A 14,678-nucleotide genomic window follows, 5' to 3' on the forward strand; every position below is an offset into this window, starting at 1 on the left:
AGATCCGACGCAACTGGTCTTAGGTACGTATACAAATTTTCGAATGTTGTATACTTTTTAGTTGCTTTTAATTAGACACGACAGGTTAGTGTATGAACGTAGTGGATATTATGCAACTGCTTTTCGGAATACAATGTAGCTTAACTAACACAAAAACGGTTCGGATTGGAACCCAAACCGCTATAGCGTATACAAATTGTACCTGTTACAAACGTAAGCGAAAAAGAGGGGCGAAAAAGCTTGCTTTGTCATTTTTAGTGGAAAACAGGTTCCATGAACCGGAAAGACAACTTGTAGGCTCCTAGAAATCCGGAGTGCCCAGTTGCCAGAAAAACAAAACCGCCTTGAAAAGCGGTTATAAAAGTCTGTATTTTGGGAATTATGGGCTTGCGCACCGGTTACCGGTGTTAGGCAACATTTTTATTTTCAAATTTTTCAATTCCGTCCAGTTCCGCTTTTTTTTCCTCCCGTTCCGTTTCGATATCAAAATCATCTTGGAGACCCAACCAAAATTTGGCTGAATTTCCAAAATATTTGCTCAGTCGCAGTGCGGTGTCCGCCGTTATTCTTCTTCGACCCTTTATAATTTCGGAAATTCTTGTCTGGGGAATTTTCAAGTCCTTTGATAGTCGGTATGCCGATATTTCCAGTGGTTCAAGAAATTCGTAAAGGAGAATTTCACCAGGATGTATGTTTGCCAATTTTTCCATTTGTTACTTTTTTAATGATAATCGATTATTTCCACCTCACTTGCGTTTCCACTGTTCCATTTGAAAATTATCCGCCATTGTTTGTTGATTCTGATGCTATAAAATTCACTAAGGTTCCCTGATAATCTTTCCAGTCGGTTAGACGGTGGCACCCTCAAGTCCATTAAGTCCTGTGAGTTGTTCAACATTCTTAGTTTTCGACGTCCAACATTTTGGATTTCAAGTGGCATTTTCTTGACCCTGAATCCGTTCCAAATCCGTTCGGTCTCTTTGGAGCCAAAAGAAACAACCATAGTTCTGTTTTACGTTACTAACGCCAAAGGTAGGTAAAATTGGAAAATCCCACAAATATTGCTTAACGGTTCGGCTCGTATGTTTACAACCATTGTACCTGTTACAAACGTAAGCGAAAAAGAGGGGCGAAAAAGCTTGCTTTGTCATTTTTATACAAAATGTTACCGTCAGTTTTCACTTCTTTATCCTTTCACGATCTATAGTTTTCCAATATTCAATTCATTGGAAAAAAAAAGACTTTATCAATCCTACTTTTAGGAAAGCTATGTACAACTTGTCTAGATTAAAGGTTCACTATTTGGCGTTAGCGGATTCCAAATAGTTAACCAATAGTTTGCGTGCAATGTCTGCCGGTCCGGCCGGTTCATTGATTGCTGGGCAGATTTCCAAAGTGGAGAGGATGATTTTTCCTTCGCCTGTGGAAACTACGCCTACAGAAGTTCCCAGACGGCATCCCATAGACTGCCAGGCTCCGGCAACGAGCTCCTCGCCTTCCATATCCAAGGCATATCGGCTTCGGCCGTTTTTAACCAAACGTTGATAAGGCCAATTGAGAGCCGTGTTGACCGGAAGGCCGTCGAACAGGTCGTGTTCACGGGCAAAGAACTGTCCGCCTCGCCAATTGATCCCAACATCAATCCGGCCGTTATATTCCACACCGGTTACTTCCTGCATCGCCTGCATCCAGTCTTCTGCATAGTCCGCAATGATAATGGTGGTACCGTCACGCTCAGCGCGTTTCAGCACATCGACCGGATCAATAGACTCCTGTCCGGGTGCTTTCCAAAGCAGATGCGTTCGTGCGCCGCCATCCCCATTGTAACTTTCCACCACAATGGAAACCGGCTTACCGCCCTCTAGTTGAATGTTGCCCGGATTCGGACCACGCTTGAGGGGAGTGTTCCAGTTGTCGATAATCTTTTGTCCGTTTACGTGCAGGCGCATTTTTTCATCGCGGCCATCGCGCAGCATCATAAATTCATATTCACCGGTGGTGGGTGGAATAATCTGCCCTTCCCAGCGAATACTGTAATCCTGGATAAGGGGTACACTTGGGTCAGGTGTCGCCCCGCGATCGGCATCAAAATACACACGTTCATCCACGCGCTCGCCAAACTTTTCGCGGAAATCGTTGCCACGATAATAGCTGACCGTTAAACCTCCGGGCTTTCCCGCTTTATCGATCAGATCATCGCGCCCCACCAGTTCCATAAAGGGTTTCGGCGGTCGGCTTATAACGAGCCAATCGAGCTTGTCCTGCGTTCCGTCATAAGCAGGGATATCCAGTCCGAATCCTTCCTTCAGAAAACGGGAGACATCCGCATTACTTTCGAATATTGCTCCATTCCCAGAGAGGGATGCTGATTCCCAATCCACCGTTACCACGGTGTCATGGCCTTTGGCCTTCACGTTTCCTTGTTTATCCAACAGGTGGGCTTCGAGCCGATACACCCCGGGCAGCCCCTCCAAGGTCATCTCCACATCACGCAACAGCAACTGGCCATAGGTATCACCACCGGCCACATCAACGGTCTGCGTTTTTGAAAACACGATTTTCCCATCCGGTGCAATGGCTTTCATTTCCAACGAATGCGGTCCCTTTAAATCCACTTCGTTGACCACATAAAAATCCACTACCGGCTTAGCAGGCAGACGGTTCACCTGACCACGTCCCTTCACTGCGATATAGAGCGGCTGATTGTAGTATGAAATGATCGACGGATCCGATTTAGGGTGTCTGAAAATATCAACCACACTAGAGTGGTTCTCAAAGGGCTGCGCCTCCCATCCATTGACGGTGTAGCCGTCGTTCAGGTCGCAGATCCGAAAGTCTTCAATTTTACGCCCTTGATGGGCAAAACTGACCTCACTAAGTGTTTTTGTGAATGCATCCACATCAGGGAACGCACTACGCAGGTTCTTGCGTGTCAGGAAACCATCCATCAAATCATACCAATGCAGGTAAATGGCTCCATCAAACCCTAACCGGGGCTCCGCTTCAAAATCCTTTTTAAGCAAAGCCATACGAGGTGGAGCGGACACCGCTCCCTCCTCTCCCCAAAAAACGATTTCAGACGCATTATCGGTATGCATAAAATGATCCTCTGGCCCGCGATAAAACCCATCGCGCCAGGTCTCCGGACCGTTGGCCCGATGGAGGTCCCACCATCCTTGAAAATGAAGCCGATCATCAAAAGGACGCATATGAAGTTTGGTGAATTGCTCGTGCTCACCGGGTTCCGACCAGGTGGAGGCAAAGGTGATAACGCGGCTGGGGTCGATGGCGTGCGCCTTAGCAATGTCTTTCTTAAACACTTCGCGCATCACCGGATCCTTGTCTGCACCAAAGAAATCCCACTGCTCGTTCACCATGTTATAGATAACCAATGATGGATGACTGCGGTCACGCTTGATCATACGGAACAGTTTTTCACGCGCCAGCTGTTGGGCAAACGGATCGGTACCTCCTGCAATATAACCGCCTGGTTCGGCATAGTAGAGCAGTCCCATTTCATCCGCTTTATCGAGCACCAATGGCTGTCCGATGCCACGATGAAAATTGAGCATATTCAGCCCCAGCTCCTGAGCAGTATGAATGTGCTGTTCCGCCAGTGCCTCGGTTGGTGTATAAACATTAACCGGCCAATATCCCCAGCTAATCGAAGTGCGGATAACAATGCGCTTACCATTCAACCTGAATAATGCATTTTTTCCGATGCCATCGACTTCAAACCAACGGAATCCAAAAGCTGTTGAAAGTCCGTCTGTTTGCTTTCTATTTTTAACCAGCTGAACATCTGCCACGTACAGATTGGGATTTTTTAAATCCCAAAGTTTAGCCGTAGGCACATCGACGTTGATTTTAACGATATGATCTCCTGGGCCAACTTGCACCGATTTCAGCGTTTCAGAGAATAACACTTTATCAGGATTGTCTTTCTTGTAAACGGAAACTTGTAAATCCGTTGAATTCGATTTATCCTTCGTATTTCGGACAGTAGCATGCACCACCACACGCTTTGGCTCTGGTGTGTTCTGAACATAAACATCTTGAAGATATACGGGGCCAACAGCTTCCAGCCTCACGTCACCAGTAATACCACCGAACGCATGACCATAGGGCAATACATAATCACCCCATTTAAATTGGCGAAAATCTTCCCAGTCATAGTTTCCACCCGGATTGGTCACTCGGACATCCAATTCAAAGGAACTTCCCGGTTTTATCAAATCCGTGATATCCACTTCAAACGGGGTATAACCGACAACATCGTAGGCGACTAGTTGCTGATTGACAAAAACTTCCGCACGCTGCCGTACCGCTTCAAATTTAAGGATGAGTCGCTTGCCTGCAAAGGATTTTGGTACCTCAACCGAGCGACTCCACCAGCTGACGCCAAGAAACTGCTCGTACAGCTTAGACGCCCGAATTTCAATTAGATCAGGATTCCTAAATGCATACTCCACCACCGTTCCGGGAACAGACACATCCAAAACATCCGTGTTCGTCAGCATATGCCAACCTCCTGTTGGAATGAATGCCGGCACCTCAGCCAAATTGACCGGAGGAGCAAAAAGTGGTTCGTTCTGCCATGCGGCTTCCTTATCTTGCCATAATTTCCATCCAGGACCACTGAGATTCAACTGATCACGGGCATTAACTGAACTGGCAATCAGTAAAGCACCCAGTAGTACAATTATAATTCTTGTCTTCATATCGCTATTTATTCTAAGAAGTTATTGTCTCACTTTTCGTAATGCACGGTAACGGTCCCTTATAACCGCCTGTTACGGGTTTATACCCGTTAATTTTCGGTTTGGCACAGACGTTGGCAATTCCGAGCGAAGCGAACAGGAAAACAAATTGCGTTTATACATTGTGCCTGTTGCACAAGTTAGCGAAAAAGAGGGGTGAAAAAGCTTGCTTTGTCATTTTTAGTGGAAAACAGGTTCCATGAACCGGAAAGATCACTTTTAGGCTCCTAGAAATCCGGAGTGCCCAGTTGCCTAAAAACAAAAACCCCCTAAAAAGGGCGAAAAAGAGGTCTCTTTTTTGCTGTTCAAGGGTTTGTGCAACGATTACCGTTGTTGGCAATGGTTATTTTTAATTTCTTATCCTTAACAATTCGATTTCTAATTCTTCCTTAGCTTTTTTTTCAATAGTATTCAGCGTCGAATTCAGAATGTTGTTTTTTTCGTACGGATCATTAATTAAGTTGTACATTTCTTCTTTTCCATTAGCAAACACTAATAATTTGTATGTACCATTGCTAATTGTCCAGGCATCCTTTTTTTCATTCTTCATTTCAGAATACTGGTACTTTCTGATTGGTTTTTTTTCAGACAAAAGCGATTTAAAGCTTTTACTATCATTGATTTCATCAATTTCCACACCTGCTATTTCGGCTATTGTAGCAAAAATATCCGTACTCGTAATTAAATTGTTATCCATTCCTTTTCTTTCAACCCCCTTACCGGATACAAATAATGGCATATTAATACCACCTTGATATAGACTCCTCTTTACTTGATTTGAGGTGTAGGGAGCCTGTGTTACAACGGGTTCAGTGCCATTATCACCCATAAAAATAATAAGGGTATTTTCTCTATCTTCTTTTGACATTGAATTTAAAAGTTTTCCTATTTGAAAATCCATAGCCTCAATAGAGGCCATAAAATAAGGAGTTGGGTCTACATCCTTTGTGTAAGGAGGTAAATTTCCTTGACTATGCATTTCTGCAGGAGGAATATGAAAAGGAGTATGTGGAGCATTATAGGCTAACCACATAAACCAAGGCTTTTCTTGTTTTTTAATCCAATTGGATGCTAAATCCGTAAATTTTTTGGTAGTATATTCTGTCGATATTGTTTGTTTTCCTTTTTCTGATAAAGGCCAATTATAATAATCCTTTACAGAACCTATAAATATTCCTGCGTAATAGTCGATGCCAAATTTCTCAGGATTAATAGTTGTATCATAACCAGAGATATGCCATTTGCCAACTACAGCTGTCGCATATGAATTATCAGTGTTTTTGTTAATGTATTTTTGTAATAAAATTTCACTTTCACTCAATTTTTGATTTGCCCATCTTACATTTGTTCGATATCCATATTTACCCGTAATCATTGATGCTCTAGTAGGTGAACAAGTTGGATATGTCCAGAAATTATTAAAGCTCAAACCTTCTTTTCCAATAGAATCTATATTTGGTGTATGGGGTTTTATAGTTCCTTCGGTATATCCGGCTAATGCATCTTTCCCCATATCATCTGCTATAATAAATAATATGTTCGGTTCTTTATTGGATGTTTTTTTATTGTGATTTATTTCACAACTTAAGAATAAGATTGCTATTAAAATGTACAATGTTTTTTTCATTAATATATGGGAGTGGGTTATAATTATTGCCAACGTATTTGTGTATGATTTCGTTGCGTGATTAAGCAACTTAATTAGTATATAGAAAACGAACCAGGGGAAATTCCGAAGGATTTTCCGAATAGGCGAGAATCAAGCAATTATTTTTTACAAGATGTTGGCAACTGGCATTATTCCAGTATTTTACTTAATTTTTCATTCAGTTTTCCTCCTCTTAGATTCCGACCGATTATTTCTCCGTTTTCTGAAATTAGAAAATTGTCAGGAATTCCGTTAATTCCATAAATAAGTGATGCTTCATTCCCCTGTCCTTTTAAATCACTTACATGCACCCAATTTAAACTGTCTTTTCTAATGGCTTCTATCCAACTGTATCTGTCTTCGTCTAGAGAAACCGCAAGTATTTCAAATCCTTTTGGTTTAAATTTTTCGTAAGTTTTTACAAGATTTGGATTTTCTTTTCGGCAAGGACCACACCAAGAAGACCAAAATTCCAGAAGGACGGTTTTTCCTTTGAAATTAGATAATTTTTGTGATTTACCATTTTGGTCCGTCATTTCAAAGTCTGCATATCGTTCCCCAATTTTAGGGTCTTTATTTAGCTCAATATACTTTGCAATATTCTGTCCGTAATTTGATTCTTTGATTTTTTCAGGAAAGTGATTGAAAAGTTCCATTGTTTTTTCTTTTCCCCAAGTTGTAGAATAAACTGAAAGGATTGAAGCGCTAACAACGCTATTCGGATTATTCTCAACAAATTTCATTTCCATTTCCAACTGTTCTTTTCTGGATAAATTATCGGCAATGGGATATAAAGTTTGACTTAAATTCTCTGATTCTGACCCTGAAACTTTTGCGTTGATAAAATCCGTTTTAGAAGCGTCAAAAGTCATTGGAACATTTTCTAGCCATAGAACTCTACGTTGAAACCAATCGGACGTCCGCAATGTGGCTTCCATTGGTGATTTTGATAATTTAGTCTTAAAATAAAAGGCGTTATTCCCAATCATTGTAGAGTCTGTAACGTCATCAGTATGTAGAAAAATATAAGTGCCATTTTCAATTCCATTTGTTGTACCTCTCAATGAGAATTCAGCTGTTTGCTTTTCATTACATGAAATGATGAATAATGTTATTATTCCGAATATTAATTTCTTCATGGAGGTTTGTTTTGCTTGTGCGCAACGGTCTCGGCTATGAGTAGTTGCGTGAGTTAGTACTTAACTTTGCAAGTACACACCAAACTGAAAATCCGCGAGGATTTTCAGAAGTAGGCGAGAACAAGCAATTACTTATAGCCATTGTTAGCAGCTGCCTTTTCTTTTTTGAAACTATGTAGCATCATTCCAATTATTACTAATATAATTCCAATAATTGAGAAGATATCGGGTAAATGAATCTTTAAGATTATTATTTCTCCGATCAACGCAAATAGAACTTCAGCTGATTGGGTAGCTTCTACAGAGGCTAGTGCTTTCTCATCTTTTTGAACTTTATCTGTTGCCATGAAAAACAAAACAGTAGCAATCACTCCTGAACATATAGCTACGACCAATGTTTGATAAACCTGTGATTCATTTGGTAATTCATTTATAGCAACTCCGTAGATTGATAATAAAATCCAAAAAGGCAAACTCCCTAACGTCATTCCCAATGTTCTTTGAATTGCGTTTAAATTTCCGTTAGTGACTTGCATCATTTTTCGATTCCCTAGAGGATAAGCAAAAGCAGCGATTAAAACTGGGATTGTACCAAGTAAAAGTTCAGTTGTTGAAATGGATTTTGCTTGACTTATTTGCATTATTAATATTCCTAACAATATTATTAGAGAAAAAGCGAGTGCTTGTAGAGATATTGTTTTCTTAAAACTTGTTCGGTTAATAATTGGCGAGATTAACATTCCTGCAACTATGGTAATTTGCCAAGTACTGGCAACAAGCCAAGAAGGTCCATAAGCAGCTGCGAAAGTTAAAGGGGCATAAAACACACCAAAACCAATTGTACTCCAAAGTATCCATTGCCAAGGTTTTTTTCTCATTTCGGATAACAATGGGTTTAAGTTTTTCCTAAAAAATACTAAAATCAATAGGAAAGGAATCATCCAAAAGAAACGAAGTGAAGAACTCCAAATCCAATGCCCGCCATCTACAGACATTAATCTATTCAATACAAAAGTTACTGCAAAAAATAAGGCGGATAAAACGCCTAACAAAATTGCTGAGGATTTATTTGATTTCATTTATTTATACGTGTGTTTCTTTAGGTTGCTGCTAACTTGTTTATATCCGTGTAAAACACCTCTTTATACGACCCTACCAGTAAAAAACCAATTATAGAAACTGTTCGTTAGCACCTTACAAAAAACTTTGGATGGCCAGATCATAACTCTGTAGGCCGAACCCCAAAATAACCCCTTTGGCCGCCGGGGAAATATAAGAGGTATGCCGAAAGGCCTCCCTACCGAAGGTATTTGAAATATGTACTTCGATGACCGGGGCGGTAATGCCGCGTATCGCATCCCCAATACCGATGGAGGTATGCGTATAGGCCCCTGCATTCAAAATGACCCCATCATACGAAAAACCCACTTCCTGGATCTTGGTTATGAGTTCCCCTTCGATATTCGATTGGTAATACGCCAACTCCACCGTCTTGAACTTGGACTGCAACTGTCCAAAATATTCCTCAAAAGTGGTATTCCCATATACTTCGGGTTCCCGTTTGCCCAATAGGTTCAAATTGGGACCGTTGATGATCATTAGTTTCATTGTATTTATTTTTGGGCCGATAGCCGCACAACCGATGTTCCCCCATCCTTAGCATCCCGTTGGCCGCCTTCCTGTGGCATTATTTTGTATAAATGTATACGAATTCTACCGAATAAAAAAAGGGAAGCATGATCGCTTCCCTTCCTTGTTTTATTTTTATGGGATTACCGTTTTGGGCCTAACGACTACGTTTCGATTTAAAGGTATACAAGACCCCAAGATTCAGCGTGTTCCAAGTGGCCCCATCCAACGCTACCGTGGCATATGAAAAATTGACCTCGGTACTGGGCCCCATTAAATATCCGATTATAGGCCGATAATACAACCCGCCATCATTGTCCGCATTGATCCCAACGGCATAGCCCCCTTCTACCCCAAAGGAGAACGAATTGGAGGTCCATATACGAACGGCAGCGGCCAATGGCATAAACTGCATATCGGGATAATCGGCGGCTAAGGCCTCCGAACTGAAACTTTCCGCAAAACCATGGATAAAACCCGTGGCAATCCCGACATCGATCGTTTCGTTCACGGCATACATATACCCGAGATCCAAGCCCAGGGTCAGCGTTACGGCATCATTGAAATCATCGATGGGCAGTCCCCCGTGAAATCCAAGTTTAAATCCTTCTTGGGCGTAAATCCCGCTCCCCAAAAGAAGTATGGCAAGGGCAATCAGTTTTTTTTGCATGGGTCGGTAATTGGGTATTGGTTTTTATTACCAATCAAAACGCTCCCAATGCGCATTTGTTGCAAGACAACCGACTTTATTTTCGGGAAAAAACCATCATCCCGTAGGGCAATTGCAGGTTTTACAGGATTATTTTATGGGCATAAACATGGATTTAATCCAAAATTAATGGGATTTTTGTACCATGAAATGGGAACAAGCTTTGGAAGATTACCGGCACTACCTTAAACTTGAACGTGGCCTATCTAAAAACTCCATCGACAATTACATTCTGGATGTTTCCAAATTAATAGGGTTTCTTGAGGCCAATTCCCTTCCCGTAAGTCCTATAACCATAGATAGGGAAACCGTTCAACACTTTGTTTATGAAATTGCGAAGACCGTAAACCCCCGTTCACAAGCGCGTATTATCTCGGGCTTAAAAAGTTTTTTCAACTATTTGAATTTTGAGGAGTACCGTTCCGACAACCCCATGGATCTGTTGGAATCGCCTAAAATCGGAAGAAAACTGCCCGATACCCTTTCCGAAGAGGAAATCGACGAGATCATCGGTGCCATAGACCTATCCAAACCTGAAGGGGAACGTAACCGGGCCATGTTGGAAACCTTATACGGTTGTGGGCTGCGGGTTTCCGAATTGACCAATCTACGGCTATCCGACCTGTTTTTCAAGGAAGATTTCATCAAGGTAACGGGCAAAGGGGACAAACAACGCTTTGTACCCATTAGCGACCTTAATAAAAAGTATATCACGATCTACAGCAAAGAGGTACGTGTACACCAGAACATACAAAAAGGTTTCGAAGACATCCTTTTTTTAAACCGAAGGGGCAAGCAATTGACCCGTGCCATGGTCTTTACGATCATCAAACAATTGGCGACCAAGATCGAATTGGGCAAACGCATAAGTCCGCATACGTTTCGGCATTCCTTTGCCACGCATTTATTGAAGAACGGGGCCGATCTTAGGGCCATTCAGCAAATGCTCGGGCACGAAAGCATAACCACCACCGAGGTATATGTGCATTTAGACCGTACGCATTTGACCGAGGTTATGGACAAATACCATCCAAGGAAAAAATAGGTGCTTCATTCTTGTTACCAATCACTCGCTACCCCTTACAAATTGGATGAATTCATTATCTTTAATCATCGTTTCAATCTGTAAACGCTTCTGAAAATAATCGCGCTTGCTTTTTAAGAAAAACCAATAAAAAACCTCGATATATTATGATTTCCGCATTTCAAAAAACCATCCCGGTAATTGCCTTGACCTTTTTGACCTTAACTACGGCGACCGCCCAAAAAAATACCAAGGAGGTCCTAAAAAAATTGGATGGCAAAACCGAAGCCTACAGTGAAATTGCCCAGACCATTTGGGAGTGGGCCGAAATGGGCTACCAAGAAGAAAAAAGTAGCGCCCTATTACAACAAACATTGAGTGAAAACGGATTTACCATTAAAAAAGGGGTGGCCGGTATTCCGACCGCCTTTATTGCAGAATATGGGAGCGGCACTCCGATCATAGCTGTTTTGGGCGAATATGATGCCCTTCCGGGCCTATCACAGGAACGAATGGCAGAGAAAAAATCGGCCGGTAAGGCTGCCGGCCATGCCTGTGGGCACCATTTGTTCGGTACGGCTTCGACGGCAGCTGCCATTGAGGTAAAGGATTGGATGACGGCAACAGGAACAAAAGGCACCCTCCGGTTTTACGGTACCCCGGCCGAAGAAGGAGGTTCGGGTAAAGTATATATGGTACGTGAAGGCCTTTTTGATGATGTTGATGTGGCCCTACACTGGCATCCTGGCGCACAAAATGCCGCTAGTGCCGGCGCGGCATTGGCGAACAAGTCGGCAAAATTCCGTTTTTACGGGGTATCTGCCCATGCAGCCGCAGCTCCCGATAAGGGGCGTTCGGCATTGGATGGTGTAGAGGCCATGAATAATATGGTAAATATGATGCGGGAACACGTACCGGAAAAAGCACGTATACACTACGTCATAACCCAAGGCGGAAAGGCACCCAATGTGGTTCCCGATTTTGCCGAAGTCTATTATTATGCCCGCCATGAGAAAAGGGATGTGGTCATCGATATCTTTGATCGCATGGTCAAAGCGGCCGAAGGGGCAGCCTTGGGAACGGGTACTACGATGGACTATGAGATGATCGGGGGCACGCATGAATTGCTCCCCAACCTGACCCTCCAAAAACTGATGCACGACAACCTCACCAAAGTCGGAGGCGTTACCTACACCCCTGAAGAAAAAGAATTCGCGGATAAGATCGCGAAAACTTTGGGATATGAAGAAGCCAATGTGGCCATGGCCAGTGATATACAGCCTTATAAGACGGAAGCCAAGCCCTTTGGGTCTACCGATGTTGGGGATGTCAGTTTTACCGTGCCCACCGTAGGTATGGGTTCTGCAACCTGGGTACCCGGAACTCCCGCCCATAGTTGGCAAGCCGTTGCTGCCGGAGGTACGGGTATCGGTAACAAGGGGATGATGGTAGCGGCCAAAACCATTACCTTAACCGCAATCGACCTGTTGAAAGATCCGAAAATCGTGAAAGCCGCCAAACAGGAATTCCTGGAACGACGGGGACCCGACTTTGAATATATTCCTTTATTGGGTGACAGGGCACCTGCACTTGATTACAGGAAATAAGACTACATTCGAAATCCGGACTTTTGGATTTTGGAATTCAAATACCGATCATGGGCCATTGGAATTCATCCTTTGGCCTTCGGCGTTTGGTTCTTGAATTTCATTACCCTATCCTGTTTTTTCGATCAAGGTGTAACATTCTTATAAAACCTACTACTAACTAGGTACTAACTACCGACCAACGCGTGGATAAAAAACTGGAGCATCAATTTGTGACGGAGCTTGAGAACAATCAGAACATTGTTCATAAGGTATGTACGTTGTACACCAATGACAAGCATTCGCACAACGACCTGTTCCAGGAAATAACGATACAGCTTTGGAAGGCCTACCCAAAATTCCGGGGAGAATCGAAATTCAGTACTTGGATGTACCGGGTAGCCCTGAACACGGCCATTACGTTATACCGAAAATCAAAAAAAAGAGTACAAACACAGGATTATGACTCGGTCATATATAAAATTACCGCCAATGAGTACGATCCACAGGAAGAAGAACAATTAAAGTTGATGTATGCCGCGGTAAAACAGCTGGGCGATATAGAAAAAGCTTTGGTGTTCTTATATCTTGAAGATAAGGACTATCGGGAAATCGCCAGCACATTGGGGATTACGGAAGTGAATGCCAGAGTGAAAATGAACAGGATAAAAAAGAAATTAAAAACCATATTGAACCCTTGACGATATGATTGATGAACTTGAATTATTAAAGAAAGATTGGCAAAGTAGGGAGGAACACCTTCCCAAGTTGTCCTTTGACCAAATACATAAAATGCTCTGGAAGAAATCTTCCTCGATCGTACGATGGATATGCATTATCAGTATTTTGGAATTTACGCTTCCCCATCTATTGTACCTCTTCCCCTCCTTCACCAAGAACATGGAAATCTACGATAAATTGGGATTGCATGATTATATCATAGGGATTAGCATATTCTCGTATAGCGTGGCCCTATATTTCATTTTTCAATTCTATCGTCGCTATAAGGAAATATCCGTTTTGGATAGCGCCAAGAGTTTAATGCAAAAGATCATACGAACCCGAAGAACCGTAAAACATTATATCATCTTCTCCTTATCAATGATCATGGTCATCGTTATTTTTATGATTATCGGAGTTTATCTCAATGATGACATATTTTCAACGTTTACCGAACTGCAGAAAAAAGCCGGGACCGTTTCGGCCGAAAAGATAAAAGTGAGCCTTATGGTCGCCATAGGAATAATGGGGGTCGTACTAACGGCCCTTATAGGGGGAATCTACTTTTTGCTCTACGGATTATTGTTGCGGAAATTAAAAAAGAACTACAAAGAATTGAAACAATTGGAGGTCTAGAATTTCTTTCTGTTACGAAACCTACGGAGCTCATTCTCTTCTTCCATGGCCAGTAGGTCTTTTTGGGAAATCACTTTTAAGAACGATGGGTGCTGCTCTATGGCATATTCCAACTTTTCAATGATCGCTTCGAAAGATTCGTTTTCATAATCGATATCCAAGGGTTCCTTGATCACCATATTCTGGAGAATACCCTTTTTCTTTACCCGAAGGCCTTTCTTGTCAAAAGAACGTCTAAAACCGTCAATGACTACAGGTACCACGACCGGTTTGTATTTTTTGATAATATGGGCCGTACCCTTACGTAGCGGTTTCCAAGGTGTTGTGGTCCCTTGTGGAAAGGTAATGACCCAACCATCGTCAAGCGCTTTTCCGATATTCGTAATATCGCTCATCTTTACTTGGCGGTTCACGTCTTTTCCTTCGGCACGCCATGTACGTTCAACACTGATCGATCCCGCGTAGGCAAAGATCTTCGTCAATAGACTTTTTTTCATGGTCTCTGCGGCCGCCACATAATAAACGTTCAATTTAGGATTCCATAAATAACCGACATTCTTTAGGGAATCTTCCCGACCGCTTAAACTGGCATTGAATACATGGAACATAGCCACTACATCGGCGAAATAGGTCTGGTGATTGCTGACGAAAAGCACATTGGTTTCCGGAAGGTTTCGGATAATCTCAGATCCTTCAATCTCTAAAGTATTAAAACCCTTATACCGTTGGTGGGTAACTACCCCCAAGATACGTATCAACCATTTTTTAATAAAAAGGATGTGCCCAAATGGATTTTTTTTGAATATACCCATAACGACAAAGCTACG

13 protein-coding genes are annotated in these 14,678 nt (G+C 42.3%); 4 read left to right on the forward strand and 9 right to left on the reverse strand.

The window, feature by feature from the left end; genetic code table 11:
• Positions 1 to 407: 407 nt before the first annotated feature.
• The 8 genes from PHU20_RS05525 to PHU20_RS05560 form a co-directional block, all read right to left on the reverse strand.
• A complete protein-coding gene (locus tag PHU20_RS05525; RefSeq protein ID WP_274824343.1) occupies positions 408 to 710 on the reverse strand; it encodes a HigA family addiction module antitoxin in 303 nt (100 codons plus the stop codon).
• A gap of 11 nt (positions 711 to 721) precedes the next feature.
• Positions 722 to 1,003, reverse strand: coding sequence for a type II toxin-antitoxin system RelE/ParE family toxin (locus PHU20_RS05530; RefSeq protein WP_274824344.1), 282 nt, complete (start codon positions 1,001 to 1,003; stop codon positions 722 to 724).
• Between the two features lie 295 nt (positions 1,004 to 1,298).
• On the reverse strand, positions 1,299 to 4,721 hold the full coding sequence (locus tag PHU20_RS05535; RefSeq protein ID WP_274824345.1) for a PA14 domain-containing protein: 3,423 nt from the start codon (positions 4,719 to 4,721) through the stop codon (positions 1,299 to 1,301).
• Positions 4,722 to 5,109: 388 nt separating this feature from the next.
• Complete coding sequence (locus PHU20_RS05540) at positions 5,110 to 6,387, reverse strand: sulfatase-like hydrolase/transferase (RefSeq protein ID WP_274824346.1); 1,278 nt, start codon at positions 6,385 to 6,387, stop codon at positions 5,110 to 5,112.
• A gap of 170 nt (positions 6,388 to 6,557) precedes the next feature.
• The gene (locus PHU20_RS05545) at positions 6,558 to 7,547 is read right to left on the reverse strand and encodes a TlpA disulfide reductase family protein (RefSeq protein WP_274824347.1); all 990 of its coding nucleotides are present in this window, start codon (positions 7,545 to 7,547) and stop codon (positions 6,558 to 6,560) included.
• A 128-nt stretch (positions 7,548 to 7,675) separates the two neighbouring features.
• Positions 7,676 to 8,626: a DMT family transporter gene (locus PHU20_RS05550; RefSeq protein ID WP_274824348.1), complete on the reverse strand. Its 951-nt coding sequence runs from the start codon at positions 8,624 to 8,626 to the stop codon at positions 7,676 to 7,678.
• A gap of 115 nt (positions 8,627 to 8,741) precedes the next feature.
• Positions 8,742 to 9,155 carry a type II 3-dehydroquinate dehydratase gene (gene aroQ / locus PHU20_RS05555; RefSeq protein ID WP_274824349.1) on the reverse strand — a complete coding sequence of 138 codons (414 nt, stop codon included), beginning with the start codon at positions 9,153 to 9,155 and terminating at the stop codon, positions 8,742 to 8,744.
• Between the two features lie 178 nt (positions 9,156 to 9,333).
• The gene (locus PHU20_RS05560) at positions 9,334 to 9,846 is read right to left on the reverse strand and encodes a hypothetical protein (protein WP_274824350.1); all 513 of its coding nucleotides are present in this window, start codon (positions 9,844 to 9,846) and stop codon (positions 9,334 to 9,336) included.
• 184 nt (positions 9,847 to 10,030) lie between these two features.
• Between PHU20_RS05560 and PHU20_RS05565 the strand changes: the two genes are divergently transcribed.
• From PHU20_RS05565 to PHU20_RS05580, 4 genes are all read left to right on the forward strand, one after another.
• Positions 10,031 to 10,930, forward strand: coding sequence for a site-specific tyrosine recombinase (locus tag PHU20_RS05565; RefSeq protein ID WP_274824351.1), 900 nt, complete (start codon positions 10,031 to 10,033; stop codon positions 10,928 to 10,930).
• 146 nt (positions 10,931 to 11,076) lie between these two features.
• Positions 11,077 to 12,516, forward strand: a complete 1,440-nt coding sequence (locus PHU20_RS05570; RefSeq protein WP_274824352.1) for an amidohydrolase — start codon at positions 11,077 to 11,079, stop codon at positions 12,514 to 12,516.
• 185 nt (positions 12,517 to 12,701) lie between these two features.
• Positions 12,702 to 13,196 carry an RNA polymerase sigma factor gene (locus tag PHU20_RS05575; RefSeq protein WP_274824353.1) on the forward strand — a complete coding sequence of 165 codons (495 nt, stop codon included), beginning with the start codon at positions 12,702 to 12,704 and terminating at the stop codon, positions 13,194 to 13,196.
• Between the two features lie 4 nt (positions 13,197 to 13,200).
• Entirely contained in the window at positions 13,201 to 13,851 is a 651-nt protein-coding gene (locus PHU20_RS05580; RefSeq protein WP_274824354.1) for a hypothetical protein, read from the forward strand.
• Here PHU20_RS05580 and PHU20_RS05585 read toward each other — a convergent pair.
• Complete coding sequence (locus PHU20_RS05585) at positions 13,848 to 14,663, reverse strand: lysophospholipid acyltransferase family protein (protein WP_274824355.1); 816 nt, start codon at positions 14,661 to 14,663, stop codon at positions 13,848 to 13,850. The two genes, PHU20_RS05580 and PHU20_RS05585, sit on opposite strands and share 4 nt — an antisense overlap.
• Positions 14,664 to 14,678 lie beyond the last annotated feature (15 nt).

The organism is Maribacter polysaccharolyticus (assembly GCF_028882255.1).
GTDB lineage: Bacteria > Bacteroidota > Bacteroidia > Flavobacteriales > Flavobacteriaceae > Maribacter_A > Maribacter_A polysaccharolyticus.

Coding starts and splice junctions, on each gene's coding strand:
- PHU20_RS05525 (WP_274824343.1), bottom strand. CDS start 710: ATGGAAAAATTGGCAAACATACATCCTGGTGAAATTCTCCTTTACGAA.
- PHU20_RS05530 (WP_274824344.1), bottom strand. CDS start 1,003: ATGGTTGTTTCTTTTGGCTCCAAAGAGACCGAACGGATTTGGAACGGA.
- PHU20_RS05535 (WP_274824345.1), bottom strand. CDS start 4,721: ATGAAGACAAGAATTATAATTGTACTACTGGGTGCTTTACTGATTGCC.
- PHU20_RS05540 (WP_274824346.1), bottom strand. CDS start 6,387: ATGAAAAAAACATTGTACATTTTAATAGCAATCTTATTCTTAAGTTGT.
- PHU20_RS05545 (WP_274824347.1), bottom strand. CDS start 7,547: ATGAAGAAATTAATATTCGGAATAATAACATTATTCATCATTTCATGT.
- PHU20_RS05550 (WP_274824348.1), bottom strand. CDS start 8,626: ATGAAATCAAATAAATCCTCAGCAATTTTGTTAGGCGTTTTATCCGCC.
- aroQ (WP_274824349.1), bottom strand. CDS start 9,155: ATGAAACTAATGATCATCAACGGTCCCAATTTGAACCTATTGGGCAAA.
- PHU20_RS05560 (WP_274824350.1), bottom strand. CDS start 9,846: ATGCAAAAAAAACTGATTGCCCTTGCCATACTTCTTTTGGGGAGCGGG.
- PHU20_RS05565 (WP_274824351.1), top strand. CDS start 10,031: ATGAAATGGGAACAAGCTTTGGAAGATTACCGGCACTACCTTAAACTT.
- PHU20_RS05570 (WP_274824352.1), top strand. CDS start 11,077: ATGATTTCCGCATTTCAAAAAACCATCCCGGTAATTGCCTTGACCTTT.
- PHU20_RS05580 (WP_274824354.1), top strand. CDS start 13,201: ATGATTGATGAACTTGAATTATTAAAGAAAGATTGGCAAAGTAGGGAG.
- PHU20_RS05585 (WP_274824355.1), bottom strand. CDS start 14,663: ATGGGTATATTCAAAAAAAATCCATTTGGGCACATCCTTTTTATTAAA.